Source organism: Methylocaldum sp. GT1BB (assembly GCF_051027545.1).
GTDB lineage: Bacteria > Pseudomonadota > Gammaproteobacteria > Methylococcales > Methylococcaceae > Methylocaldum.
On sequence record NZ_CP194902.1, the window covers coordinates 4,711,381 to 4,732,805 of the forward strand.

Below are 21,425 nucleotides of genomic sequence, written 5' to 3' on the forward strand. Positions count from 1 at the left end.
GATAACTACCTGAAGGTGTTCACGATGAAAAAAAAGACAGTGCTTGCCGTGGCGGCGGCCGCCTTCATCGGCGGCTGCGGAAAGGAATTTCCGGAGACGCCGTGGTCCTCGGCGGATATCGAGCTGCGCCGGGCGATCGAGCATCAGATCGACTACGACAGTCGACTGGAACTGGCGCGCCTGGACTTCATGCACAATCGGATCGACGAGGCCGACGCGCTGCTCCGGGAACTCGTCAAGGAAAATCCGGACGATATGACGGCGAAAGCCTGGTTCGCGGCTAACGAGTGCAAGATCGCCGGCCGAACCGGACCTTGGCTGCTCGGCATGGAAAAACTCTATTTGGTGTGGGATTGTCTGAAGGACCTCGACGAAGCCGCCCAAAAGGCGCCTGACGACTTCACGGTGCTGCTCGTGCAGATGAATACGGACGCCGAGGTCGACATGTACGGTTCCATGCAACGTGCCCTCGATACCCGGGCACGCCTGGAAAAACAGATCGAGACGAGACCGGATGCCTACCCGCCGTCGGCCCGATCCGCCTTTTTCGAGACGGCGGCCCGCATCGAAGCCCTGCGGAACAACCCGCAAGCCGCGACGGACTACTGGCAGCGGATCGTCGCGCTGAACGCAGACCCCGACGGCGTCGAGCGGGCGAAACGGGAAATCGCGGCATTAGCCCAGACGCCGCCGAACCATTAGAGCATTTTCCGATTGGGTGTCAGAGCGCCCGACAGGTAGGTCGGCAATCCCTTGCCGACAAAACCCTTTGCCGAGCCGATAAGTCGGCAAGGGATTGCCGACCTACGTTCTTCCCTCCCGACACGAAGCCGTACACCGGGATGAAAAACGCTCTAAGTACATTCCATACACTTTTGCGGAATCTCGACAAATTAGTTCGATTGGCGGATTTCTCCTGCAGTGGTGCGTATGCCGCAAGACTTCCCTGAATGTACTTAGGCTTCCACGCGGTCGCGCCGCCCTTTTTACCAAAACCTTTGGGGCGCCCTCGTCACCAAAACGACCAATTTTTGGCGACGAGTGATCGCCTGCGGCACGTCTGCCTTTCCCATCGCAATCGTGTCTTTAGTGGGCATTTTTCACTAAGGAAGCTCTGATTAAGTCCTTCGACAGGCTCAGGACAGGCTTGTCGAACGCTCTCCTGAGCCTGTCGAAGGGCATGAACGGAATCCACTTGTTCAGAGCTTACCTAAGGCTTGGCGGAGTGGATTGGGCAATCGCCGCGCTTCAATATGTAGGCGAAAATAAGCGGTGGGTCGGCAATCCCTTGCCGATCCACCGCCATGTCTCCCGCCGGGTCATGTCAGGAAAGATTTCCCCGTCCAGCCGGCTTCACTTGAGGGGGTTTGGCGTGTAAGCCTAGTCCTACAAGGTTTTCCGTATTTCACCGACTTGACCGTCATGCTCTTTGGGCGTTTCCTAGCGCGGTATCGCACCGGAAAATTTCGCTTTCATTGCGGCGTTCCCAGCTTGTTCGAGCTGCAATTCCGGACCAGCCGTTCAGCTCGTTTTTTCTAGCTCCGTCGAGTTGACCTACGCCCAAGTGACCCGACAAGTCCCGGCGGTTTGACGTATCGGCCCGAGACCGGCTGTCGAGTGTGGCCGGCAGACCGGTGAAGGGCCAAATCGGTGCGATGCTCGATAGAGGTAAGCGGTATTGGAGAGGGACAAATCGGCCGACGCTTGAGCGTCTGTCACATTTTGGATTCGGCTGACGTACAACGTAGTCGGATGATCTCAAACAGGAGGAGAGATTACATGAGCAAGAAGACGGTCACCATTTACGCGCTAAGCCTGTGCCTGATGGCAGAGCCCGTTGTGACGCAGGCATTGACGCCATCCGAGGAGTTGGGAAAGTCCATATTCTTCGACGAAAATCTATCGGTCAACGGCAACCAGGCCTGCGCTGCCTGCCACGCGCCCGAGGCGGGCTGGACCGGCCCCGACTCCGCGCTCAACGCAGCCGGGACGGTGTATGAGGGTTCCATAAGCGGCCGATTCGGCAACCGCAAACCGCCCAGTTCGGCCTATGCGTCCCCCAGCCCGGTCTTGCATTATGTAATCGAAAAGAAGGACGCATTATTCATCGGCGGCAACTTCTGGGACGGCCGCGCCACTGGCGAAAAACTGGGCAACCCGGCCGCGGACCAGGCACAAGGCCCTTTCCTCAATCCCTTGGAGCAAGCCCTGGCCGCGCCGGCCGATGTCGTTTCGAGAGTTTGCGGCAGCTCCTACGCGAGCCTTTTCAAGCAAGTCTGGGGATCGGATGCCTGCGATCCGGACAAGGTGGACGCCGCTTTCGACCGCATCGCGCGCTCCGTCGCCGACTTCGAGGCCTCGCCCGAGTCGAACGCCTTTACCTCGAAATACGACTATTATCTAAAAGGCGTGGTCAAACTGACCAAGCAAGAGAAGAAAGGGCTTAACCTATTTAAAGGCAAAGGAAAATGCGTGAACTGCCATGTCGTGGATCCGGGTCCCAACGGCCAGCCGCCGCTGTTCACCGACTTCACTTATGACAACATCGGCGTGCCCCGCAATCCCGACAACCCCTTCTATACCCAGTCCGAGTTCAACGCCGCGGGTTTTGGCTGGATCGACCTCGGTCTCGGCGAATTCCTGGCGAACCGCTCGGATTATCAGCAATTTGCACCGGCCAACCTGGGCAAACAAAAGGTGCCCACGCTGCGCAACGTCGACAAGCGGCCGTATGAGGGTTTCGTCAAGGCTTTTGCACATAACGGGTATTTCAAGAGCTTGAAAGGGATCGTTCATTTCTACAACACTCGGGATGCCAAACCGACTTGTCTCAATCCGTTCACGACGGAAGCGGATGCGCTGGCTCAAGACTGCTGGCCGGCACCGGAAGTTCCCGTGAATGTAAACACCGACGAATTGGGCAATCTTCATCTGACCGACGATCAGGAGGATGCGATCGTCGCTTTTCTGAAGACACTGTCGGATGGATACCACCCCTAACTTGGTCGTCCACCGGGCCGCTGACGCGGCTCGGTGACCGCCTCGCGAGTCATCAAAAAAGAAGAAGAAATATGAAAAATCTTATCTTGATCACGATCGGAATCGTTGGAAGTCTCGCTCTCCTGAGCTCATTCGCCATAGTCCACAGTGCGGGTACCGGAAACACTATCGAAGGATGTATCGGCTTTCTGCCGGCCGGGAAGTCCTATTCCTTCAACATCGCGGGAAGCGTAGACACAACCGGCGCCAGCCCGAAGATGGCTGGGTCGTTTACGCTTTCCGATCCCACTCTCCCGGCCGAACGCGCCGAACTGCCCGAAGAGGCGAAAGGTTTTGCATCGTGCGTCGCCGCCTTGATTCGGTGAGAATCGACACGCACGAGTTGCTCAGCGATCGTCATTAGGCTTACCTTAGGAAAATACGTCGTTGGCGCTGAACCCGACTTCGCCTATTAACCCGGCCTATAAATATAGGCCGGGTTAATCCGGGGCAGGGATGCCCCGGCGCGGCGACAAGCCGCGTGAGCCCAGGCCGGGCGTGTACCGGGCCTGGGCGGCGGCCCGAAATACCAGGAGGGTATTTACGGGCCTGAATAATAGATCGGAAAGTCGCTTCTCGAAGAACCAAAATCACCCCGGAGACATGAACGCATGGCGCAGACGGTTGAATGGCCGAAAAAAGCTCGCGAGATCCACAATCATCATTTCGATTCCACGATCTGGAATGACTTTGCATTTCGGGATGACGACATCGTCGTCGCGACTTACGGGAAATCCGGTACGACCTGGATGCAGCAGATCGTTGGCCAACTGCTCTTCGGCGGCGATCCGGGTATCGAGGTCGCGACCATGTCGCCGTGGCTCGATCTGCGCGTACCGCCTAAAGCGGAAAAGCTGCCGGTCGTGGAGGCGCAGACCCATAGGCGTTTCCTCAAGACACACTTGCCGGTAGACGCCCTCGTATTCTCGCCTCGCGCCAAGTACATCTACATCGGACGCGACGGGCGGGACGTGGTCTGGAGTCTGTACAACCACCACGCGAATGCCAATCGGGCCTGGTACGAAGCCTTGAACGACACGCCCGGACGCGTGGGTCCTCCGATCGAGCCGCCGACCAGCGATGTCCGGCAATATTGGCGCGACTGGATGGATCGGGACGGCTATCCTTTCTGGCCGTTCTGGGAAAACGTCCGCAGCTGGTGGAGCATCAGGAATATGCCCAACGTCATGCTGGTCCATTTCGCCGATTTGAAACGGGATCTGCCGGGCCAGATACGCCGCATCGCCGCCTTCCTCGACATCTCCGTAGACGAATCGAACTGGGGAGCCATCGTCGAGCATTGCTCCTTCGACTGGATGAAGCAGAATGCGCCGAAAAGCGCTCCGCTGGGAGGCGTCTTCTGGGACGGAGGCGCTCGGGTTTTCATCAACAAGGGAACGAACGGCCGCTGGACGGATACTCTCACGGCGGACGATGTGAACGAGTATGAGTCCCGCGCCGTCGCGGAATTGGGCGCCGACTGCGCCCGTTGGCTCGCATCGGGAGAGACCTGACCTTTCCCTCTCTTAAGGCAACAGGTCTTCCACTTTGCGGGTTGCCGCCTCGCATTCGGGAACCGCGTCGACAAGCCGCATTTTGGCCTGAAAATCGGTGTCCTGCCCGGTCATGGATTCGGAAACGACGTCGTTGAGAGATGCACAGACTTGAAGCATATGAGCCTCTTCTTTCGCGAGCTCGGCGGCGTCCTCATCATCGATATCGTCGCTTGTGCCCGAAAGTTCGATGAGTTCGTTGACGACTTGGTTGTGATAGCGAAAAACGTGCTCGACGTATTCCGCGAACTCGCGCTGGTTCATCGTGCGTGTATTGCCCCCGGGCGTGTGCACTGTGATGAGGGAGCACGCCGCGAGAGGAAGGCAGCACACAATGGCCAGAATACGACCGTTCGGCCGTGCCGGCCTATCACCCCCAACTTTACGATTCATAATGTCTCCTGTGGCAGGATATTCAATTTGCAGAGCTAAGATCCGAAGCCGTGATCCCGTACGGCGATTCTGGACCTCTTATCGGCCCATGGCCAGCGGGCGCCCGCATTGCACGCGATCACGCCGAATTATGCCGACAACGCGAATAGCTCCGGATGGTTTGGCCGGCTAGCGCTTTAACTCGGTCTGATTTGTTTTCGCTTCGACCAGAGCACAGCTCGTAGGGCAGAATAGCAGAACCTTTCCCTTCCCTGGCTCGTCAATCTCCGCGCCTCATCGATCATCAAAATTCTCCCAACCCGCGCCGGGATGATTGTCGCATATCCGATCCGCGAAGCATCTGTTCGTAAAACTCCTTAGCAACTGTAAGAGTCTTCCGACTTACTAATTGTTAAATTTGAGCTTTTTTTTCGAGCCGATAGGGCTCAAAGGAGGAGCCACATGCGCAGCAAGATGCTTATCGGTCTCCTAGTGTCATTATTCGGACTCAACCTCAACGCCGCGATAGCCGAAGAAGCCATACAGCACGCTCAAGCCGGGATTGCCGGAAAAGACGAAAAGGGGCGCGTGTTCACGAAGGAGCGGCACATCAAGGAAGCCTGGAAACACTCCGAAGCCGCGGTACTCGCCGGTGAGAAGGGCGACGCCAAAGGCGTGGGCGAGCACGCAAAACTCGCCAAGACGTACGTGGAGGCCGCATTGACCCAGTCCACGTTCGACGAGCATTTGACGGCGGCATTGAAAAGCCTGGATAGCGCCATCGAGCATAGCGACGCGGATCAAGCCGAGATGGCGCGGCAAGCGGCCCAAGAGGCCATCGATCACCTCAGAGCAGCAAAATAGCGTGCGCGCTTTCACCCTCGCCCTAACCATTCCCCGAGGGAACGGGCAGAAAACCCGTTTGTGCAAATTCTATCGTTTGAATCCACCTCGGCGGCTACGATTGATATGGGAGAAACTCATGAAGATACCCACCCAAGAAGGAAGGAAACGCTATCGGCCGGATGGCATTTACAAGGGGCCCTTTACCAACGATCAGAGCTTTTGGGAAGTCTGCACATGCGTTCCGGAATGCCCGGACCCCTGCTTGGGGCAATGCGGATGCCAAGCGTGCGTCACCGCGTACGAAGATACCCTTTACTTCGAGGGCGTAACCTCGACCAAATTCTGAAGCCAGACTGATCCGAGATCCCGCCACCCGCACGGGAGGACCACACAGACTGTGGTGATGGGTGCTAAGCGATCCCGGAGCGAAAAACATCCGAGGGGATCGAAAATGACTGCAATTCAGCCTTATGAAACCGATCGGGTCCGACGGCATACGCCCCCGGACATCAACGCGCGCATCGACGACGAAATTCGCGCGACTATCAGCCAGTACGCCGGTACGAGCCGGGAAACCCTGACGCGCCGAATCGATGCGCTGGACCGGGAGTGGGACATCGAGAGGGTATTGGAAGCCAATGCCGCCAGTTTTTCTCTCGCCGGCTTGGCCTTGTCCCAAATACACAGCCGCCGTTGGCTATGGCTTTCGACCGGCGTCGCCGGCTTCCTCCTTCAACACGCGCTGCAAGGCTGGTGTCCGCCGGTTTCCGTGTTCCGTCGGCTCGGCATCCGCACACGGCGCGAGATCGACCGGGAAAAATACGCACTGAAGGCACTCCGAGGCGACTTCGAGTCGATTGCGGGAGGTCAGGCCGCCCGCGATGCCGACACCGTGTCTCGGGCGGTCGAGATCTGAGCTCCGCTTCTTTACCGTTCCCGAAAAGGAGACCGGCATGTCCAAAAGGACGACCTTCGTTTTGGCGGGTCTGCTAATCGGCAGCTCGATGGACCAGGCTTCGGCGGAATCCAAGTCCGGATGGGAATACCCCGCCATCCGGGGCTACGGCAAGGTTCGGCCGTATCCGGATGCGGCGGCGCGGCCTTCGCCGGATCGGACTTACAAGGTGCTGTTCGACATCACCCAAGGCGCCGAGACGCCCGAAAAGCCGAACGAAGGGCTGGATCACGTGGCCCGGCTGATCAACACCTTCGCCCTGGCCGGCGTGCCAATCGAACGCCTGAAGCTGGTTCTGGTGGTGCACGGCTCGGCGACCCCGGCGATTCTGAAGGACGAACGCTACCGCAACCGGTTCGGCAACGGAAACCCCAACACGGAACTGATCCAGGCGCTGAAGAAAGCCGGCGTTACGCTTTACGTCTGCGGGCAAGCTCTGGCGGAAAAGGAATTCGAGCCGGCCGACGTCAATCCGGACATCACGGTGGCGCTTTCGGCTCTGTCCGTACTCCCGCTGTATCAGATGGACGGGTACGCCCTGATTCCGGATTAAAGAAGCATGCCGTCCTCTTAACCGATGGAGTAGCCGACGTGTGGAAACACCTCTGGCTGGCCGTTTCGGCCTTTCTGTTCGCGGAGTCGATCATGAGCGCGGATACTTCGGCCACCGCCGCATTGCCCGCCGTCTTCCCGCCTTGGCAAGGAGAAACGCCTCCCGCTGCCCATCCCGGTGTCGTGTTCACGGTGCCGGAAGTCGACAACATGCCGGATTTCCACGGCAATCCGGCTGCGGCCGAGTTCGTCGTATTTGCCGGCGGCAACTACTTTTTCGCCCTGGAAGAACTGGTCGACGCATTCGAGCGGCAAAAGCCCGAACTCCGGGGACGAATCTTCTACGAAACGCTTCCGCCGGGCGTCATCGTGAAACAACTTCAAGACCACAACACGATTACCGTGGGCAATCTTACCCTGTCGATCCAGCCCGACGTGGTCCAGGCCGGAGAAAAACGGATCGCCGACCTGATCGAACAGGGCGTCTTGCAAGGTCCGCCGGTGCGTTTCATTAAGAATCGCCTCGCCATCATGGTGAAAAAAGGCAATCTCAAGGACATCCATTCGCTGGAAGATCTCGGCAAGCCGGGTGTGCGGCTCGCCAATCCCGATCCGGAAACCGAGGGCATTTCCGAGCAGATCAAAGCCGCTCTCCGGCAGGCGGGCGGTGAGGATCTGGTCCGGGAAATCTACGATACCAAGGTGAAAAAGGGCGAGGCATTCCTGACCGAAATTCATCATCGGCAGACGCCGCTCTGGATCATGCAGGGCAAGGTCGACGCCGGGGTGACCTGGATCAGCGAGCCGCGATACCAGATGATGATCGGCCATCCTATCGACTTCGTTCCGATCCCGCCGAAACACAACCGCGAGGGCATACAGGCCGCCGCCATCGCCAAGAACGCCCGAAATCCGGGTGCCGCGAAGGATTGGCTGGCGTTCCTGCGTTCCGACGAGGCTGAATCCATTCTCGAGAAATACAGCATGGCGAGACCGCGCTAGGATCCAATCCCATTAGGCGCTTGAAACCCTTCCGTACGCTCGGGGTGAACGGTCCGTTCGGGACCCATTGGTCTATTTTCGTAAGAGACCGGTCTGCGCCGTTTCATCGTTTCACGGATGTCCGAAACGATTTACAATCCTCCGAACGCCACGCTTGCCATGGGTAAGCGGTAATGCAACAGGAAGTCCAAACCATGGCCGAGCGACGCAACTTTCTGCCCCGGAACGAATTTCCGAGACTCTTGTCCGAACTGGTTTCCGCCGGTTATCGATGCGTCGGTCCGCGCGTCAGGGACGGCGCCATCGTTTACGAGCCGATTACCGGCGTCGAGGATCTGCCGCAGGGTATCCACGACCGGCAAGCGCCGGGCCAATACGGGCTGGAACAAACCGCCGAGCCGCGCTTCTTTGCCTGGGCCAACGGACCGCAAGCTCTGCGCCCGCTGACCTTCGCCGGCCGCGACAAGCTCTGGACCGCGGAGCGCAAGGCCGACGGGTCCGTCGAATTCGCCGGCGAATCGCCGCAAGCCGAACCCGTAGCCGTCATCGGCGCCAGAGCCTGCGATCTGGCCGCGCTCTACATCTACGACCGGCATTTCATGCAGGGCGAGCATCCCGACCCCTGGTACACGGCGCGGCGGCAAAAGCTGTTCCTGATCGCGGTCCATTGCACCCACCCCTCCCTCAACTGCTTTTGCGCCTCGACCGGCGACGGACCTCGGGCAAGCTACGGCTACGATCTCGCTCTGTCGGAGCTGGACGAGGGCTTTTTGATCGAGGCGCGAAGCGAAAAGGGCGAGCGGATTCTCGCCGGACTGCCGGTCAAGAAAGCGAGCGCCGAACAAATCGAAACCACCGACCGGGAGATCGAGGACGCCGGCCGTCGGCAGGTCAAGGGCGTTCCGTCACGCAATCTCAAGGACGTGCTGTTTGCCCGTCTCGATCATCCCCGCTGGAACGAGGTGGCGCAGCGTTGCCTTTCCTGCACTAATTGCACCCTAGTCTGCCCCACCTGCTTCTGCCATAGCGAGAACGATGTGCCGAGCCTCGACGGGAGCCGCAGCGAACACTATCGGGAATGGGATTCCTGCTTTACCCAGAGGCACAGCTACATCCACGGCATCACCATCCGTCCCGATACCCGCACCCGTTATCGGCAATGGCTGACTCACAAGGTGGGCAGCTGGCACGACCAGTTCGGGCGCTCCGGCTGCGTGGGCTGCGGGCGCTGCATCACCTGGTGTCCGGTGGGGATCGACATTACGGAAGAACTGGCGGCCATCTGCCGCTGAGGAGGCCCATGCAAAATCCTTATCTGCCGCGCGAAGCCGAAATCGTCGAACGCGTCCAGGAGGCGCCGACCATCTTCACCCTGAAGCTGAGGTTCACCGATCCGGCCGCCCAAGGCGCCTACGGATACGTACCCGGCCAGTTCAACATGATTTACCTCTACGGCATCGGCGAGGTGGCGATTTCCATCGTCTCCGATCCCGACGAGACGGAAACGCTGGACCACACGATCAGGGCCGTCGGCCGCGTCACCCGCGCGCTGAGCCGGCTCCAGCCGGGCGACCGGATCGGCGTGCGCGGTCCCTACGGGCGCGGATGGCCTCTGCTCGAAGCTCAGGGAAAGGATGTCGCGCTCATCACCGGAGGGCTCGGCTGCGCGCCGCTGGTTTCGGTCATCCGCTACATCGTGGCGCGGCGCGAGCGCTTCCGGCGGCTCTTGATCATGCAAGGCGTCAAACGCTCCGACGACCTCATCTGGCACGAGCAGTACCAGCGATGGAGGGAATTGCCGGATACGCAGGTGCTTTTGGCGGCGGAAGTGGCCGAGCCCGGCTGGACCTGGCATCAGGGCCTGGTGACGGCGCTGTTCGACCGGACCCATATCGATCCCGGCCAGACCATCGTATTCCTGTGCGGCCCCGAGCCGATGATGCGTGCTTCCATCTACGAGCTCGGCCAGCGCGGCGTGGCCGACGGGGACATCTGGCTCAGCATGGAGCGCAACATGCACTGCGGCATCGGCCATTGCGGACACTGCATGATCGGCGCGCCCTTCGTGTGCCGCAACGGCCCGGTGTTTCCCTATCCCGAATTGAAGGCCCTCCTGGGCAAGAAGGGGTTCTGACATGGACAAGAAGCTTCGCGTCGCCGTCCATAAATTTTCGTCCTGCGATGGTTGTCAGCTGGCCTTTCTCAATGCCGGCGAAAAACTGGTGGAACTGTTCGAGCTGGCGGACGTGGTGCACTTTGCCGAAGCCGGCATCGTCGACCCCGATGCGCCGGCCGAGCTCGCCTTCATCGAAGGCAGCATCTCCACCCACGAAGAGCAGGAGCGCATCCGCCGCATCCGCGAAAACACCCGCTTCCTCGTACCCATCGGCGCCTGCGCCACCTCGGGCTGCCTGCAGGCGCTGCGCAACCAGGCGGACGCCGCGCGCTGGTTCGCCGACGTCTATTCCGACCCTTCGAAGATCGACCACCTGGACACCGCGACGCCCATCGCCGCCAACGTGCCCGTGGACCTGGAGCTGTGGGGCTGTCCGGTCAACACCCGGCAGGTCATGGCGACGGTGAGTTCGCTGCTACTCGGCGCCCCGCCGCGGGACGATAACGAAAAGATCTGCATGGAATGCAAGCGGAAAAACATCGTCTGCGTCATGGTGGCCCAGGGGCAGCACTGCATGGGACCGGTCACCCGCACCGGCTGCGGCGTGCTGTGCCCCGGCATAGGCCGCGACTGCTACGGCTGCTACGGGCCGGCGGAGAACATCAACGGCGACTCCTGGGGCCGCTGGTTCGAGCAGAAAGGCATGCCCGCGGAGCGCATCGCCCGCCGCTTCCGCTACATCAACAGCGAGGCCGAAGCCTTCCGCGAAGCCGGCAAGCATTGGAAGGAGAAATCATGAACGAGCGCCGGGAAATCAAGATCAACGTGCCCGTCCTGGCGCGGGTCGAGGGCGAAGGCGCCCTCGATCTCCATATCCGCGACGGCCGCATCGAACACCTGAAGTTCAGCATCGGCGAGCCGCCGCGCCTGTTCGAGAAGTTCCTGGAGGGCCGCGAGGCCTTCGAGGTGCCCGATATGGTGGCACGCATCTGCGGCATCTGCCCGGTGGCTTACCAGATGAGCGCGGTGCAGGCCCTGGAAAGCCTGTTCGGCTGGCGCTCCACGCCCTGGATAGAAGCCATGCGCCGGGCCATGTACTGCGGCGAATGGATTCAGAGCCATAGCCTGCACATCCACCTGCTGGCGGCGCCCGATTTCTTCGGATACTCCAGCGCTCCGGAAATGGCGCGGGATTATCCGGACGAGGTCCGCCGCGGGCTGCGCCTTCAAAGTCTCGGCAACGAACTGATCCGGCTGTTCGGCGCGCGCTCGGTGCATCCGGTGGGCGCGCGGCTCGGCGGGTTCCATTCCGCGCCGCCCAAGGACCGGGTGACAAAGCTCTTGGACCGGCTGCGAGCCGCTCTGCCGGATGCGGAAAACCTGGTCGCCTGGACCGCGAGTGTCGATGTGCCTCAAGACCAACAGGACTTCGTCAGCGTGGCGCTGCGGCACCCGAGCGAATACCCGCTCTATTCCGGCCGCATCGTTTCGGACACCGGACTCGATATTCCCGTCGACCGCTACGAAGATCACTTCAAGGAGCACCAGGAACCCCATTCCACCGCGCTATATTCCTTGCTGGAAGGTCGCTCCTATCTGGTCGGTCCCCTGGCTCGGCTCAACCTGAACTGGGACCGGCTGCCGGAACCGGTAAGTTCGACACTGGCGAAAACTGGCATCCCCTTCCCTTCCCGCAACGTGTTCCACAGCATGCTGGCGCGCGCCGTGGAGATTCACCTAGCCATCGTGGAAGCCATACGCCTGCTCGAGAATTATGAGCCGGACGTCCCGTTCGTCTCCGGCCATACCTGCGTCGGCAGCGGGTTCGGCTGCACCGAGGCGCCGCGCGGACTGCTCTGGCACCGCTACGATGTCGGCGAGGACGGCAAAATCCTCAAGGCGCGCATCGTCCCTCCGACTAGCCAGAACCAGGCCCGCATCGCCGAGGACCTGCACCGCTCGATCGAAGCCTTCGGACTCGACCGCAGCGACGGCGAATTGCGGCTGCACGGAGAAAAGGTCATCCGCAACTACGATCCGTGCATTTCCTGCGCCACGCATTTCCTGAAGCTGAAGGTGATTCGCGAATGACGCCGGTCCGCGTTCTGGGGCTGGGTTCGCCTTTCGGCGACGACCGACTCGGCTGGATCGCGGTGGAAAACCTGATGCTGTCGGACGGCTTCCGCGCGCTGCCCGAGGGACTCGTATCGGCGGAGGTCTGCGCCCCGGTCGGCAACCATCTCCTCGACGCCATGCGGGGCGCGAATCTCGCGATCCTGATCGACGCCGCGCAATCCGGATCGGCGCCGGGTTCGGTCCGGCGCCTGGATGCGCAACAGATCGAAGACAGCTCTGAGCCCTGCTCCAGCCACGGCTTCGGGCTTTCCTCGACCCTGGCCCTGGGCAGGGCTCTGAACGATCTGCCGGACAAGGTCATCATACTGCTCGTCGAAATCCCGGCCGATGCCGAATTCGGACCGGGCGACGGTTTGAGCGCGCCGGTGGCGATGGCGATACCCGGCTTAGTCGCGGCCGTTCTGTCCGAAATCACGCAACTGGCGGGACTCGTCATGAAAGCCTGACGCCCTGGGCAAATCAAAAGCTTTATGCCTGAATTTTTTTCAGTATCTTCGCAGGAACCCCGCCGACTACCGTGTAGTCCGGAACGTCTTTATGAACAACGGCTCCGGCCGCAATCACCGCCCCTTCACCGATCGTAACTCCCTGCAAAATAATCGCTCCTGCACCTATCCAGACTTTATCTTTCACTACTATAGGTTTGGTGAAGACTCTTCTGCCTTTGCCCTCCTCGTGAATAACATCGTGGCTTGCAGACTCAATCGATACCCGCGGTCCGATCAGGCAGTGCCTTCCGATTCGTATTTCACTCTCTTGACAACCAAATCTCGTTTCGCTGTTGAAATATGTGCCTTCCGATATAAATATCTTATTCGTAGTATCTGCGCGCAAAGAAAGGGGCCCGGTGATTACTACCCGCTTTTCGATATTTAAGCCTGCCATCCTGTAAAAACTTGGTCGAATCTTATTGAAATAGAGGTATCTTGGAAGTGAATTACCAAGAGTAATAAAAAAATGGTTTAGTAAAACTTTTAATAATACTTTCATTAACCCCCCTAAAATACAGATATGGCGTTTTCGAATCCTGTTAGTAATTCGAAACAGCGAGACAGGAGCGTTCCGTTCAAACTAAGGAACGTTGAGATTCGACCGGCCAACCGGATGCGGTTCGTCGCCACGGAATTCAGTACGGAATTTGCGTATTCTTTCCGGAGTTCCCGCGACGATGCGTCACGGCATCTTGCGCTGCGGCACAGCCCGTAATCCCAGCATGGGGCGCCTTTCCCCGCTGTCTCTGGCGTCGCCGCTTTGCTAACTCGGTTACTATCGCCGCGGGTTTGCGCGCGATCGTCCAGTGTCCTGGCATATCCCGTGCCACTGAGTGGAAGCAAGCTTTTCCACTTTGGGCTCGGACGACATAATCGCTATGAATCAGGAAAGGCAAAACTGGAAGAAAGCATGAAACCTGAATGACCCCGAACGCATGAGCGATGAGTACTGACAGTTTTGTCGGGCGAAAGTGACGACCCTAGTCATCTTGTTCGCGGGAGTGACGCTGCTGCACGACGCTCGCGCCGGGTTGGTCGGACCGGCAAGCCGCCCTCCGGCCCAAGGAAGCGCCGATTACTCGTCCACCGAAGCCACCGCTGCGCGTAACTGGCTAATCGAAAAGCCCTTACCCGACCTCCTCCCAACCCGAAAGGGCTTTTTCAGCGCTTCTTCGGGGAGGAGGTCGTGTTCTGAACGCTTTGGCGGGAGAATGTCGTCATCCTCATTGAAATCCCGGCCTGGCGAAGTTCACACCGGCGGACGGCTTGAATGCGCCGGTGGTTGGGGTGGCTTTTGAATGGGTGACAGTCGTTCAAACCGACATGGCAGAGTGGATGACTCAAGTGTTTTCCAATTCGGTGCAGCGAACGCCACCAGGTCTTAACCCCAGCGGGCCGCACACGTCGCCGTTGCACCGGTTATGCCCGCTCTGGTCTAATTCCACAAATGGCATCGCCGCCTGTCGGTCAACGGTGGGACGTTATGGAACGTGCCGGCGGCAAGCGCCGCCTGTGATTGCTCATGGCAATACCGGATAAGCCGGCCAGGCGTAGAACGTTCTCTTCGGTCCAGAGTCGGGACCAAACACTGTGCACTAGAGGCGACAGGGGGATTCTTCGCAATCCTCCACAACGGCCCACTGCCGTTTCCAGGCTCCTAAGTCAAAGCGTAAAGCTGCATGCGGACCAGGCCGGCGTGAAGACGCCAGATTTCTTCAGCGAGGACTGATATGCCATATCGCCGGAAAAATCCGATGTTTCGATGGCGCGGAATCTTGGCCGTATTGTTGCTGTGCATCTGCCAGATCGCGTCCGCCAAACGAGTGGACGAGTCGTCGTACCACTACCCCTACAAGAATCCTTATCTCGCCACCGCCACCGTCGCCATCCTGAAAGACCGCGAACAACGCTATGTCTGGGAGGAAACCCAGCATTTGGACCTGGAGCTGATTCCGGGCCGGAACGATGTTTACCTGCTGGAAGGCAAAGGAAAACTGCGTATCCGCTATTCGCCGCATCCGGGACCTGCGCCGCTGGTGTTTCTCCTGCCGGGATTCGGCGGTTCCGCCTATTCGGGCGCCGCCCGTTATCTCGCGCAGCTGCTTACCGACCATGGTTTTCAAGTGCTGTCGCTGCCCTCCCCGTTTCATTGGAACTTCACCTTGGGCGCCAGCCGCTCGGCCTTGCCCGGCCTCACCGAAAGGGACAGCGAGGACATGTACCGAGCCATGCAATCGGCTCTGAACGCCGTACGCGAGCGATTTCATCCGGAAATCACCCGAATCGGCCTGATTGGGATGAGCCACGGCGCGTTGACCGCGGCCCATTTGAGCAAACTCGACTCGGAAAGAAAGAAAATCGGCTTCGACGCCACTCTCCTGATCAACCCTCCCATCGATCTGCTCGGAGCGATCCGCACAATTGAGCAGCTGGCGGACTTGGAAGCTCGCTACACGGAAAAGCAGAGATCGAACATCCAGTCCTACGCCATCGGCACTGGCAGTGCCGCCCTCAGCCGGGACATCGAGGATCCCGATTATTTCGCCCACTGGGACCGGCGTCTCAGGCTGGACGATGAAAAAATACGCTATCTGATCGGATGGACCTTGCGTCAGCCCGTGGGAAGCTCGCTTTACGTCAGCGCCTTGGTTCATCCGGCGATGGGATTTCTCCGGGCACCGATTACCTGGGGATATCGAAGCGCCCGCCTGGAAGAAGCCCGATCGTACGACCTCATGAGCTATCTCGAACGGGTCCTGGTGCCGCATTTGGAGCGGACCAGCAAACGGAAGCTCGGCTTCGAGGAATTGGTCAGAGAGTCATCACTGAAAGGCATCGCGCCGGCCTTGCGCGACAATCCGAAGGTTTATCTCATGCACAATGCGGATGATTTCCTCGTGTCCGGCGAAGACCTGACATTCGCCGAACGGATCTTCGGCGACCGCGCAACCATTTACCCCCGCGGCGGCCATCTCGGCAATCTCTGGTACACGCAGAACCGGCGGGACATTCTGACCACATTGAAGCCGCTGCTGGGCGACCGTTCAGACGAGAGATAGGCCGAGCCGGTGCCGCGATATCTCTCGCCGCAGCCGGCGCCCGTGACCGAATACCTGCTCGACCGGCGCGCGCCCCGTGCCCTCATAGAGCGTTTTCTATCCCGGTGTACGGATTCGTTCCAGGAGGGGAGAACGTAGGTCAGCAATCCCTTCCCAATCGCAAACGGTCGCTTTAGTCGCGACCCTTCCAATCGCAAACGGCATCTCTGGGAGCGCCAGAGCTGCCCTTCCAATCGCAAACGGTCGCTTTAGTCGCGACCCTTCCGACAAAGCCCTTCGCCGAGCCGATACGTCGGCAAGGGATTGCCGACCTACATATCCGAGTCCCTTACACCGATTCGGAAAACGCTCTAGCCCGTGAAATCCGGCGGAATGACAATTTTCTTATGGCGAGCGCCGCCTCAAAGGAATTTCCGTCATTGACATGGACTCCAAATTTCATAGTCTGCTTTTGACCCGACACCGACCGATGGTGCGGAACAAGGATTTTCCTGAACGAATCGACAAACCAATAACTAGAAGAGATCACTCCATGAAAATTCTCGCCGTCCACCCCAGTCCCCTGATGTACACCAAGGTCTTTCTCCGTCTCGAGCCTTTAGGTTTGGAAATGGTGGCGGAATCGGCACGCCGCCTGGGGCACTCGGTCCGCCTGATCGATCTTCAGGTCGAGACCCACCGGGATTTCTACCGGATGCTGGAAACCTGGCGGCCAGACGTCGTGGCCTTCGCCCTCAATTACCTGGCCAATGTTCCGGAAGTGATCGATCTCGCCAAGGACGCCAAGGACCGGCTACCCGACAGCTTCGTCTGCATCGGCGGGCACAGCGCCTCGTTCACGGCCAAGGACCTGCTGGAACACGGCGAGGGCAAGATCGATTGCGTGCTGCGCGGCGAGGGCGAAGCCGGATTTCCGAAGCTCTTGGAGGCGATCGAGCACGACCGCGATTCGGTGCATAAGGTACCGGGAGCCGTCACGGCCGACGGCGAAGGTCCGCCGCCCGGCTTCGTGGCCGACCTCGACGATGTCAGCCCGGCGCGGGATTTGGTGCGGCATCGCCGCAAATATTTCCTCGGCACTCTCGATCCCTGTGCCTCGGTCGAATTCACCCGCGGCTGTCCCTGGGACTGCTCCTTTTGCAGCGCCTGGACCTTTTACGGCCGCAGCTACCGCGTGATGAGCCCGGAGAAGATCGTCGAGGACCTGAGCCGCGTCCGGGAACCCGGCGTCTTCATCGTCGACGACGTGGCTTTCATCCAGGACAAGCACGGCTTCGAAATCGGCGAAGCCATCGCCCGACGCGGAATCAAGAAGGAGTATTACCTCGAGACACGGGGCGACGTGCTGCTCCGCAACAAGGACGTGTTCCGGTTCTGGAAAACGCTGGGCATGGAATACATGTTTCTCGGGGTCGAGGCCATCGACGAGGCCGGTCTCGCTCTTTATCGGAAGCGGGTGAGCCTGTCCAAGAACTTCGAGGCGCTCGAATTCGCCCGCTCCCTGGGGATCACCGTCGCCATCAACATCATCGCCGACCCCGATTGGGACCGGGACCGCTTCGAAACCATCCGCCAGTGGTGTCTGGAGATTCCGGAGATCGTCAACATCAGCGTCAACACGCCCTACCCCGGCACCGAAACCTGGCACACCGAATCACGAAAGCTGACCACCCGCGACTACCGTTTGTTCGACATCCAGCATGCCGTCCTGCCCACCCGGCTGCCGCTGCCCGAGTTCTACGCGGAACTGGTGAAAACCCAGCAGGTGCTCAATCTGAAACACATGGGCTGGGAATCCCTCAAAGGCGCGGCCGGCATCGTCTTCCGCCGTCTGCTGCGGGGCCAGACCAACTTCCTGAAAAGCCTGTGGAAATTCAACAGCGTCTTCAACCCGGAACTGCAACTGGCGGACCACCGGCGCCCGGTCAAATACGAGATGTCCCTGCCGCCCGAACGCAGCGAGCAGAAATTCAAGCCGCAAACCCTTTACGTCCACGAGATCCGCGAACGCAAGCCGCGCGCGCTGGACGAGGCTACCGAGCGCTTCGTCGACGAAAGCCGAACGGGGGCCTTGGCCGAGTCCTGACGCGGTTCGTCGGCAAAGGATTGCCGACGAACCTTTCTACAACCAAACCGAAAAATGCTCTTGCAGTCGCCATAGCCATGGCAGAAGAGATCGGCCAACGGCGAGCATCAGCAAAACCGGAGCCTGCATTAGAAGTCACATCGCCCGTCTCAGATGCAATGGTCTCGCATACGAGAACGAATCCATCACCCTGCCCGGGCTCATCCGGTTCTGCGGGTCCCAAATCGCCTTGAATTCGCGGAATGCTTGAACCAACGCGTCGCCGTACAGTTTGGGCAAAAGGTCCGCTCGTGCCGGTTCGTCGGCCTGTTCGGTGGACAGTGAACCGTTGTAACGCACGACAAGGTCCGTCTTTTCGTCGACGAAAGCCCTCCAATGTCGGATGCGTTCGTGCGCGATGAAGTCGATCCGATAGTGGATACAGCCCTCGCCGAAATGGCCGTACAAAGAACAGCGATAACCGTATTTATCGAGCAACGCCCGGTATTCCCTCAAATACGGACCGACATCCTGAGGATGCACGGCCGCATCCTCCCAAATCGGCCGGACCATCCGCAATCCCGCCCCATGGGTAGTCGCCGTAAGTCCGGCCTCCCGGAACTTCCGTATCCGGGCTTCATCACGAGGATCGTCCAGCAGCTTCATGGACGGAGCCCCTGGTTTGCAGCGCAGTTCGTCCATGAGTTGCCGCGCTCTGCCGGCGGATTCTTCCTGAGTTTCGCCTCCGAACTCCAGGATCAGCCAGCCGCGCCCCGCAGGCAGCAGTTGCAATTCCTCCAAGCGCATTTGTTTGGCCTTCATGGACCTGACGAGCGAGTCGTCGATGCCTTCGAGGCCGATGGGTTTGAACGCCATGAGTTCGGCAATGTGGTCGGCGGCCCGGAAAATGTCCGGATAACCCAGCACCAGCAGCGTGCGCACGGGCGGGCTCGGCACCAGGCGCAATTCCGCATGCAGGACAATAACGCAGGTTTCCTCGGTACCGACCAGTGCGCGAGCGAGATTGAAGCCGTTCTCGGGCAGCAATTGATCTATCGCATAGCCGGAGAGGCGGCGCGGAATCTTGGGAAAGCGTGCCCGGATCGTATCGGCGTATTTGTCGCGCAACGCCTTTAGGCCGGCATAGATCTCCCCGCGCCGGCCGCCGCCGCGAATGATGGCCTCCAAATCCTCCTCCGAGGTCGGACCGACGGTCATGCGCAGCCCGTCGTAAGTGAGGATGTCCAACCTGTGGACATTATCGGCGGTATGCCCGGCCATGACCGAGTGCAGTCCGCACGCGTTGCTGCCTATCATGCCGCCCAGAGTGCAGTGAGCGTGGTTCGATGGGTCGGGACCGAAGGTCAGATGGTGCTCCTCCGCTTTACTCCGCAGAGAATCGAGTGCGCATCCCGGCTCCACGACTGCCCGCTGCCGTGAGGGGTCGATGGCGAGAACGCCCCGAAGATACTTGGACATGTCGATGATCACGACGGAGTTGCGCCACGGCACGGCCAAGCGGGTTCCTCCCCCGTGCGTCGTGATGGGCGTATCGTGTTTGCGGCAGGCGGCAACGGTCTCGACCACGTCGTTGACGTCGCGCGGGATGACCACGCCGATCGGCATCTGCTGGTAGTCGGCTGCGTCCGCCGCGTAGAGCGCGCGGCTGCGGAAATCGAACCGGACCTCGCCGCGAACACGTTTGCGAATGGCGATGGCCAGAGCCTCCGCCGCTGTAGCGTTTAGAATTGAATGCACCATCGGACCTCCATGTCAGATAGACGTGCAATTACTTCCGAGAAAGAAACACCCGCCGGCGATCCTTGCCGTTAGCGCCGAATCGATTCTAAACCTTCGCGCGGCTAAGACATAGTCCCGCCAGCCCTAACCAAGGCATCTACACAAGCATCCAAAGCCACCCTTCCGTGCCGGGTGACAAATTGTGCAGATACCTATGCCGCCATAGGGAACAATCCAATGCCGCCCGAGTCACTTCGATAAGGCATAGTGGAACGGCCTCCGTTCCGGCAATGTGAAATGTCAATCGGCCGGCGAGAAAGGGCATCGGAGGCTTGTGCGCAAACCCCATGAATCACGGTAGAGACGTTGCATTTATCCGCGTTCACGAAATCGAAAGCCGCTGCCGGCAACCCATGCACATCGACACCACCATTCTGCCTTTGGCGGAAAGCCGGTTGCTGGTCAATCCGGAATACGTCGACGTCGGCCGGCTTCCGGAGATGCTCAAGTCTTGGGATATCCTGGTCGCACCCGAGCCCGATCCGACGCCGAGCACGTTTCTACAGCTCGTATCCATGTCCAGCCGTTGGCTGAGCGTCAACGTGCTCTCGATCGACGAAAAGCGAATGATCGTCGAAAAAGACCAGCCGTCGATGATACGGCTCTTGGAACGGCACGGCTTCGAGCCGATTCCCTGCTCGTTTGCGAGCTATGCGCCGCTCGGCGGTTCGTTCCATTGCGCCACCCTGGACATTCGACGACGCGGCGAACGGCAGTGTTATTAACCCGGCCTATATTTATAGGCCGGGTTAATCCGGGGCAGGGATGCCCCGGCGCGGCGACAAGCCGCGTGAGCCCAGGCCGGGCGTGTACCGGGCCTGGGCGGCGGCCCGAAATACCAGGAGGGTATTTACGGGCCTGATTAATATTTCTAAGGATTTCTTACCGCAAGGAGGCACTATGTTTTTCGACAATTGGATGAGTCTCGTGAGAACCGGCGTGGTGGGTGTGTGCGCCTATGTCCTGCTGGTGCTGCTTTTGCGGGTCTCGGGCAAACGCACCCTGTCCAAGCTCAACGCCTTCGACCTCGTGGTGACCGTGGCATTGGGTTCCACCTTGGCGACGGTGTTGCTGACGAAGAACGTGACCTTGGCCGATGGCGTGCTGGCCTTCGCCCTGCTCATCTTTCTTCAGTGGGCTTTGGCCTGGCTGTCGGCCCGGTCCAGCACGGTAAGCCGTATGGTCAAAGACGAACCGCGCCTGCTGTTCCATCGAGGCCAATTCCTGCACGCGGCGCTCAAGGCGGAACGGGTTACCGAGGGAGAAATCCTGCAGGCTCTCCGCACCCAGGGGATCGCGTCGCCCGACCAAGTGGGCGCGGTGGTTCTGGAAACCGACGGCAGCTTCAGCGTCCTGCAAAACATCGACACCGGCGGCGCTTCGAGCCTGGCGGGGGTGCGCGGCAGCGAACACGAGACCTCGACCGCGGCCTAGCCTCT

Annotated in this window: 20 protein-coding genes and 1 pseudogene; 18 read left to right on the forward strand and 3 right to left on the reverse strand. The window is 59.8% G+C overall.

The window, feature by feature from the left end; all coding sequences use genetic code 11:
* Nucleotides 1-24 precede the first annotated feature (24 nt).
* The 4 genes from ACR2TX_RS22230 to ACR2TX_RS22245 all read left to right on the forward strand — a co-directional run bounded on the left by ACR2TX_RS22230 (nucleotide 25) and on the right by ACR2TX_RS22245 (nucleotide 4,553).
* Nucleotides 25-702 carry a hypothetical protein gene (locus tag ACR2TX_RS22230; RefSeq protein ID WP_347258399.1) on the forward strand — a complete coding sequence of 226 codons (678 nt, stop codon included), beginning with the start codon at nucleotides 25-27 and terminating at the stop codon, nucleotides 700-702.
* 1,077 nt (nucleotides 703-1,779) lie between these two features.
* The gene (locus ACR2TX_RS22235) at nucleotides 1,780-3,000 is read left to right on the forward strand and encodes a cytochrome-c peroxidase (protein WP_086133510.1); all 1,221 of its coding nucleotides are present in this window, start codon (nucleotides 1,780-1,782) and stop codon (nucleotides 2,998-3,000) included.
* Between the two features lie 71 nt (nucleotides 3,001-3,071).
* Nucleotides 3,072-3,365 carry a hypothetical protein gene (locus ACR2TX_RS22240; protein ID WP_077730653.1) on the forward strand — a complete coding sequence of 98 codons (294 nt, stop codon included), beginning with the start codon at nucleotides 3,072-3,074 and terminating at the stop codon, nucleotides 3,363-3,365.
* A 285-nt stretch (nucleotides 3,366-3,650) separates the two neighbouring features.
* On the forward strand, nucleotides 3,651-4,553 hold the full coding sequence (locus ACR2TX_RS22245; protein WP_086133509.1) for a sulfotransferase domain-containing protein: 903 nt from the start codon (nucleotides 3,651-3,653) through the stop codon (nucleotides 4,551-4,553).
* A gap of 12 nt (nucleotides 4,554-4,565) precedes the next feature.
* Here ACR2TX_RS22245 and ACR2TX_RS22250 read toward each other — a convergent pair whose 3' ends face one another.
* A complete protein-coding gene (locus ACR2TX_RS22250) occupies nucleotides 4,566-4,985 on the reverse strand; it encodes a hypothetical protein (protein ID WP_133717184.1) in 420 nt (139 codons plus the stop codon).
* A gap of 441 nt (nucleotides 4,986-5,426) precedes the next feature.
* Between ACR2TX_RS22250 and smbP the strand changes: the two genes are divergently transcribed.
* From smbP to ACR2TX_RS22300, 10 genes are all read left to right on the forward strand, one after another.
* Nucleotides 5,427-5,828, forward strand: a complete 402-nt coding sequence (gene smbP, locus ACR2TX_RS22255; RefSeq protein ID WP_077730656.1) for a small metal-binding protein SmbP — start codon at nucleotides 5,427-5,429, stop codon at nucleotides 5,826-5,828.
* A 118-nt stretch (nucleotides 5,829-5,946) separates the two neighbouring features.
* Nucleotides 5,947-6,156: a hypothetical protein gene (locus ACR2TX_RS22260; RefSeq protein WP_434130731.1), complete on the forward strand. Its 210-nt coding sequence runs from the start codon at nucleotides 5,947-5,949 to the stop codon at nucleotides 6,154-6,156.
* A gap of 105 nt (nucleotides 6,157-6,261) precedes the next feature.
* Nucleotides 6,262-6,726, forward strand: a complete 465-nt coding sequence (locus ACR2TX_RS22265) for a YgaP family membrane protein (RefSeq protein ID WP_077730658.1) — start codon at nucleotides 6,262-6,264, stop codon at nucleotides 6,724-6,726.
* 37 nt (nucleotides 6,727-6,763) lie between these two features.
* Nucleotides 6,764-7,318, forward strand: coding sequence for a DsrE family protein (locus tag ACR2TX_RS22270; protein ID WP_166642542.1), 555 nt, complete (start codon nucleotides 6,764-6,766; stop codon nucleotides 7,316-7,318).
* A gap of 38 nt (nucleotides 7,319-7,356) precedes the next feature.
* Complete coding sequence (locus ACR2TX_RS22275) at nucleotides 7,357-8,319, forward strand: extracellular solute-binding protein (RefSeq protein WP_156879825.1); 963 nt, start codon at nucleotides 7,357-7,359, stop codon at nucleotides 8,317-8,319.
* A 194-nt stretch (nucleotides 8,320-8,513) separates the two neighbouring features.
* Nucleotides 8,514-9,611: a 4Fe-4S dicluster domain-containing protein gene (locus ACR2TX_RS22280; RefSeq protein WP_434130732.1), complete on the forward strand. Its 1,098-nt coding sequence runs from the start codon at nucleotides 8,514-8,516 to the stop codon at nucleotides 9,609-9,611.
* 8 nt (nucleotides 9,612-9,619) lie between these two features.
* Entirely contained in the window at nucleotides 9,620-10,453 is an 834-nt protein-coding gene (locus ACR2TX_RS22285) for an FAD/NAD(P)-binding protein (protein WP_077730660.1), read from the forward strand.
* A gap of 1 nt (nucleotide 10,454) precedes the next feature.
* Entirely contained in the window at nucleotides 10,455-11,234 is a 780-nt protein-coding gene (locus tag ACR2TX_RS22290; RefSeq protein WP_133717180.1) for a sulfhydrogenase subunit delta, read from the forward strand.
* Nucleotides 11,231-12,526 carry a Ni/Fe hydrogenase subunit alpha gene (locus ACR2TX_RS22295; RefSeq protein WP_434130733.1) on the forward strand — a complete coding sequence of 432 codons (1,296 nt, stop codon included), beginning with the start codon at nucleotides 11,231-11,233 and terminating at the stop codon, nucleotides 12,524-12,526. Before ACR2TX_RS22290 ends, ACR2TX_RS22295 begins: the two co-directional genes overlap by 4 nt.
* Nucleotides 12,523-13,017, forward strand: coding sequence for a hydrogenase maturation protease (locus ACR2TX_RS22300; RefSeq protein ID WP_077730663.1), 495 nt, complete (start codon nucleotides 12,523-12,525; stop codon nucleotides 13,015-13,017). Before ACR2TX_RS22295 ends, ACR2TX_RS22300 begins: the two co-directional genes overlap by 4 nt.
* Before the next feature lie 22 nt (nucleotides 13,018-13,039).
* On the opposite strand, the gene ACR2TX_RS22305 is transcribed toward ACR2TX_RS22300, so the two are convergent.
* A complete protein-coding gene (locus ACR2TX_RS22305; protein ID WP_139841022.1) occupies nucleotides 13,040-13,561 on the reverse strand; it encodes an acyltransferase in 522 nt (173 codons plus the stop codon).
* 1,255 nt (nucleotides 13,562-14,816) lie between these two features.
* Here ACR2TX_RS22305 and ACR2TX_RS22310 point away from each other — a divergent pair.
* Nucleotides 14,817-16,121 carry an alpha/beta hydrolase gene (locus ACR2TX_RS22310; RefSeq protein WP_434130734.1) on the forward strand — a complete coding sequence of 435 codons (1,305 nt, stop codon included), beginning with the start codon at nucleotides 14,817-14,819 and terminating at the stop codon, nucleotides 16,119-16,121.
* Between the two features lie 532 nt (nucleotides 16,122-16,653).
* Nucleotides 16,654-18,207 carry a hopanoid C-3 methylase HpnR gene (gene hpnR, locus ACR2TX_RS22315; protein WP_434130735.1) on the forward strand — a complete coding sequence of 518 codons (1,554 nt, stop codon included), beginning with the start codon at nucleotides 16,654-16,656 and terminating at the stop codon, nucleotides 18,205-18,207.
* Nucleotides 18,208-18,342: 135 nt separating this feature from the next.
* Here the strand turns inward: hpnR and ACR2TX_RS22320 are convergent, their stop codons facing one another.
* A complete protein-coding gene (locus ACR2TX_RS22320; protein ID WP_434130736.1) occupies nucleotides 18,343-19,947 on the reverse strand; it encodes an FAD-binding oxidoreductase in 1,605 nt (534 codons plus the stop codon).
* 356 nt (nucleotides 19,948-20,303) lie between these two features.
* On the opposite strand from ACR2TX_RS22320, the pseudogene ACR2TX_RS22325 reads away from it, so the two are divergent.
* Together ACR2TX_RS22325 and ACR2TX_RS22330 are read left to right on the forward strand one after the other, a co-directional pair.
* A pseudogene (locus ACR2TX_RS22325) lies at nucleotides 20,304-20,711 on the forward strand (hypothetical protein); the annotation flags it as partial.
* A 175-nt stretch (nucleotides 20,712-20,886) separates the two neighbouring features.
* Nucleotides 20,887-21,420, forward strand: a complete 534-nt coding sequence (locus ACR2TX_RS22330; protein WP_077730668.1) for a DUF421 domain-containing protein — start codon at nucleotides 20,887-20,889, stop codon at nucleotides 21,418-21,420.
* The last annotated feature ends 5 nt before the right edge of the window (nucleotides 21,421-21,425 follow it).

Coding starts and splice junctions, on each gene's coding strand:
- ACR2TX_RS22285 (WP_077730660.1), top strand. CDS start 9,620: ATGCAAAATCCTTATCTGCCGCGCGAAGCCGAAATCGTCGAACGCGTC.
- ACR2TX_RS22240 (WP_077730653.1), top strand. CDS start 3,072: ATGAAAAATCTTATCTTGATCACGATCGGAATCGTTGGAAGTCTCGCT.
- ACR2TX_RS22330 (WP_077730668.1), top strand. CDS start 20,887: ATGTTTTTCGACAATTGGATGAGTCTCGTGAGAACCGGCGTGGTGGGT.
- ACR2TX_RS22235 (WP_086133510.1), top strand. CDS start 1,780: ATGAGCAAGAAGACGGTCACCATTTACGCGCTAAGCCTGTGCCTGATG.
- ACR2TX_RS22295 (WP_434130733.1), top strand. CDS start 11,231: ATGAACGAGCGCCGGGAAATCAAGATCAACGTGCCCGTCCTGGCGCGG.
- ACR2TX_RS22305 (WP_139841022.1), bottom strand. CDS start 13,561: ATGAAAGTATTATTAAAAGTTTTACTAAACCATTTTTTTATTACTCTT.
- ACR2TX_RS22245 (WP_086133509.1), top strand. CDS start 3,651: ATGGCGCAGACGGTTGAATGGCCGAAAAAAGCTCGCGAGATCCACAAT.
- ACR2TX_RS22230 (WP_347258399.1), top strand. CDS start 25: ATGAAAAAAAAGACAGTGCTTGCCGTGGCGGCGGCCGCCTTCATCGGC.
- ACR2TX_RS22260 (WP_434130731.1), top strand. CDS start 5,947: ATGAAGATACCCACCCAAGAAGGAAGGAAACGCTATCGGCCGGATGGC.
- ACR2TX_RS22250 (WP_133717184.1), bottom strand. CDS start 4,985: ATGAATCGTAAAGTTGGGGGTGATAGGCCGGCACGGCCGAACGGTCGT.
- ACR2TX_RS22290 (WP_133717180.1), top strand. CDS start 10,455: ATGGACAAGAAGCTTCGCGTCGCCGTCCATAAATTTTCGTCCTGCGAT.
- ACR2TX_RS22280 (WP_434130732.1), top strand. CDS start 8,514: ATGGCCGAGCGACGCAACTTTCTGCCCCGGAACGAATTTCCGAGACTC.
- ACR2TX_RS22320 (WP_434130736.1), bottom strand. CDS start 19,947: ATGGTGCATTCAATTCTAAACGCTACAGCGGCGGAGGCTCTGGCCATC.
- ACR2TX_RS22265 (WP_077730658.1), top strand. CDS start 6,262: ATGACTGCAATTCAGCCTTATGAAACCGATCGGGTCCGACGGCATACG.
- ACR2TX_RS22310 (WP_434130734.1), top strand. CDS start 14,817: ATGTTTCGATGGCGCGGAATCTTGGCCGTATTGTTGCTGTGCATCTGC.
- smbP (WP_077730656.1), top strand. CDS start 5,427: ATGCGCAGCAAGATGCTTATCGGTCTCCTAGTGTCATTATTCGGACTC.
- ACR2TX_RS22270 (WP_166642542.1), top strand. CDS start 6,764: ATGTCCAAAAGGACGACCTTCGTTTTGGCGGGTCTGCTAATCGGCAGC.
- ACR2TX_RS22300 (WP_077730663.1), top strand. CDS start 12,523: ATGACGCCGGTCCGCGTTCTGGGGCTGGGTTCGCCTTTCGGCGACGAC.
- hpnR (WP_434130735.1), top strand. CDS start 16,654: ATGAAAATTCTCGCCGTCCACCCCAGTCCCCTGATGTACACCAAGGTC.